Annotated in this window: 3 protein-coding genes; 1 reads left to right on the forward strand and 2 read right to left on the reverse strand. The window is 44.4% G+C overall.

The window, feature by feature from the left end; translation table 11 throughout:
• Positions 1-144: 144 nt before the first annotated feature.
• Both RMO79_RS04765 and lepB read right to left on the reverse strand, forming a co-directional pair.
• The gene (locus RMO79_RS04765) at positions 145-522 is read right to left on the reverse strand and encodes a hypothetical protein (protein WP_310481916.1); all 378 of its coding nucleotides are present in this window, start codon (positions 520-522) and stop codon (positions 145-147) included.
• 220 nt (positions 523-742) lie between these two features.
• Positions 743-1,336: a signal peptidase I gene (gene lepB / locus RMO79_RS04770; protein ID WP_310481917.1), complete on the reverse strand. Its 594-nt coding sequence runs from the start codon at positions 1,334-1,336 to the stop codon at positions 743-745.
• Between the two features lie 223 nt (positions 1,337-1,559).
• Between lepB and RMO79_RS04775 the strand changes: the two genes are divergently transcribed.
• Positions 1,560-2,195 (forward strand): HAS-barrel domain-containing protein, encoded by a 636-nt coding sequence (locus RMO79_RS04775; RefSeq protein WP_310481918.1) that lies wholly within the window; start codon positions 1,560-1,562, stop codon positions 2,193-2,195.
• The last annotated feature ends 409 nt before the right edge of the window (positions 2,196-2,604 follow it).

Here is a 2,604-nt window from a genome sequence, read left to right on the forward strand (position 1 = left end):
TTTAATTATCAAATTATCAATGATGATTTTGAGACGGCTTTAGCAGATTTAGACAAGCTTGTGACTAGTGTCTAGCACGGCGCAATCAACTACAAAATGGGGTAGGGGTAATTCATAAATTGCCCCTACCCCATTTTTTGAGAATTACTCTTCCCAAGAGTCCAAATCTAATGCTGGCGAACCACCTCTGTCGAGTTGTCTGAACACTACCCGCAGTTGGAACCACAATAGAATCGCAATTAAAATCGTCAGTGGGAACGAGATGCTATAAGCCAACCAAGTGGGAAATCCAAAGATCTCCAAACCAGCCGAGAGAAAGAAAATAATCCCCACACAAATTCCCAAAAAGGGCAATCGTAAGGGGATACCATCGCTATTAGCGAGAATGACGTTGCTTCGATCTGCCGACCAAGCTTTGACATTTTGGCGTAAAGTGCTGTCAAAAGCCGTACCGCAAGCGATCCCGACAAATAAACCAGCAAATAAAATGAAGTAGGGCGGATCTTGGGGAAAATAGTACAATTGAATCTCCTGGAAATGGCTGATGCTTGCGATCGCGCAAGCAGGTTATAATAAACGCAGAATGTTGGTCGTGCTTATCTAGATTAATCAATAAAGCCACCAAAATTCAACAATATTTTTTTAGTAGTGCGGTTTCAATTTGATACTTCATTGCTAAGGGAAATCGGGGTTTTAGCATTCAAGAGCCGACAGTTAGTTATCTAACAGTCGGTCTTTTTATTTATCTCATGCCACCCAAACGCTCGATCGGCCAAAATCGGAAGCAAGCATGACCGATAATATTAGCCTTGGGTAAGAAACCCCAAACGTGAGAATCGTTGCTATTATTTCGATTGTCGCCCATCACAAAGAGCTTGTCAGGCGGTACCACCATCGGTGACATGGCATAATTAGGAGCCTCAGCGATGTATGATTCGGTTAATAATTCTCGATTGACAAATACCCGACCATTTTTAACTTCGATCGTTTCACCTGGTAAACCGATAACTCGTTTGATAAATGCTTGCTCTTCTAAGTAGCCTTGTTCCTGCAACTTCAGCGGCGGTGCAAACACGATAATATCGCCACGTTTGGGTAGATGAGTATAGTAAGAGAGCTTCTCGACAATCAATCGATCTCCAATCTCCAAAGTAGGTAACATCGATTCTGAAGGAATGTAGCGCGGTTCGGCAATAAATACCCTAATGAAAATTGCCAATCCTACCGCCACAATTGCGATCGTGATATTCTCGCCCCATTTTTGCCACCATTGCACCAATAAAGGCTGCGGTGCTGTCGATTCTAGATTGGATTGCTTAGGTGGATCGGTCTTCATGGAGGAGGTAATCAAGGCGTTGCCTGAAAGTATTGCTACTATACCAATCCTAAATCATTTACCAGCCAAAGATCGTCGATAGTAGCTAGATTCATCGATCGACGCTAAATATTAGCGTTGCAAATTAGACTCGATCGATTAAAGTAAATACATCAATAATATATCTTCAATCCTGAAGGTCGATCGAGTTTCGATTGCCGCTCCAAAATATTCCTAATTTTCGATGCGTTTACCATTACCCCAATTTAGCGTTGGTGCCAAAAATCCTCAGCATATTGCAGAGGTAATCGAGACATCTACTTGTGAATTTCTAGCTCAATGTCTAGAACCCGAAGATCTCAAACTAGCAATTATGCCCACTTTTGGCAGTATCGTTAAAGCTGCCGATGAAGAAACTGGAAATCAAATTCTCGCAGTGGTTTATCATGCTACCACTGCCCCGATCGATTCTGTCCATCGCGCTCGTGCATTGGGAATGTCTCTAGACGAGTTACGCGAAGAGCAACCCCAAATTTTTGCCATGCTCAAAACCGAATTTAAAGCCGCCATCATCGGTTTTGAAGATGAAAAGGGGCAAATGTATCAATACTTGCCCCCGCGCCCGCCCCAAATCCATCAGGGGGTGTATCAGTGCGACAAGGAAGAGATTATTCGATTCAGCGAACAGTTAGAATTTTTACGGACGTTATTACAGGTACAAGGCGCGCCTGTGGAAGCTCTAACCGCCGCCACCATCCGCGAAATTCATCAGCTCAGAGCCAGAGATCGATCGTGGCTAGTCACCGCAGGGCGCACCGTCAGCCTCATTCTCAAGGATGATTACGACAGGTTACGCTATGTCTTGTCGCAAATTCGTTAAGTTAGGTTTTAGGTTTTAGGTTTTAGGTTTTAGGTTTTGGAACTGCGTTCTTTAGTTGTTCTCTCCCCGTCCCCCCGTCTCTCTTGAAAAGGTGCTTCACTTGCGGCGTTTTTATTCGGGGGTTCCCCCCGAATAAGAAAACGACAAGACAGGGGGAACAAGCGACGTTTGTGGGGGAAGCTTCCCCCACAAAGCTCGCGCCCCAAGAACGCACTTTTCGCTCTGAGGAGGGGATTTTCCAGCCTTCCCCTTATAAAGAGGAGCGATCCGGAAAGTCCCCCTTTTCAAGGGGGATTTAGATCTAGAAACGAAGTCCAGCCGACTTATATATGTACCAACTACATGCAAAATTGGGTACTAAATTTGGGGTCTTGACCGTTTGGAAATGATGAGTGAGCGATCGTAAATT

The sequence above is a fragment of the Chamaesiphon sp. VAR_48_metabat_403 genome (genome assembly GCF_031422475.1).
In the GTDB taxonomy this organism is placed as follows: domain Bacteria; phylum Cyanobacteriota; class Cyanobacteriia; order Cyanobacteriales; family Chamaesiphonaceae; genus Chamaesiphon.

What these genes read in the sequence shown, in the direction of transcription:
- lepB (WP_310481917.1), bottom strand. Translation starts at nt 1,336, where the DNA reads ATGAAGACCGATCCACCTAAGCAATCCAATCTAGAATCGACAGCACCG.
- RMO79_RS04775 (WP_310481918.1), top strand. Translation starts at nt 1,560, where the DNA reads ATGCGTTTACCATTACCCCAATTTAGCGTTGGTGCCAAAAATCCTCAG.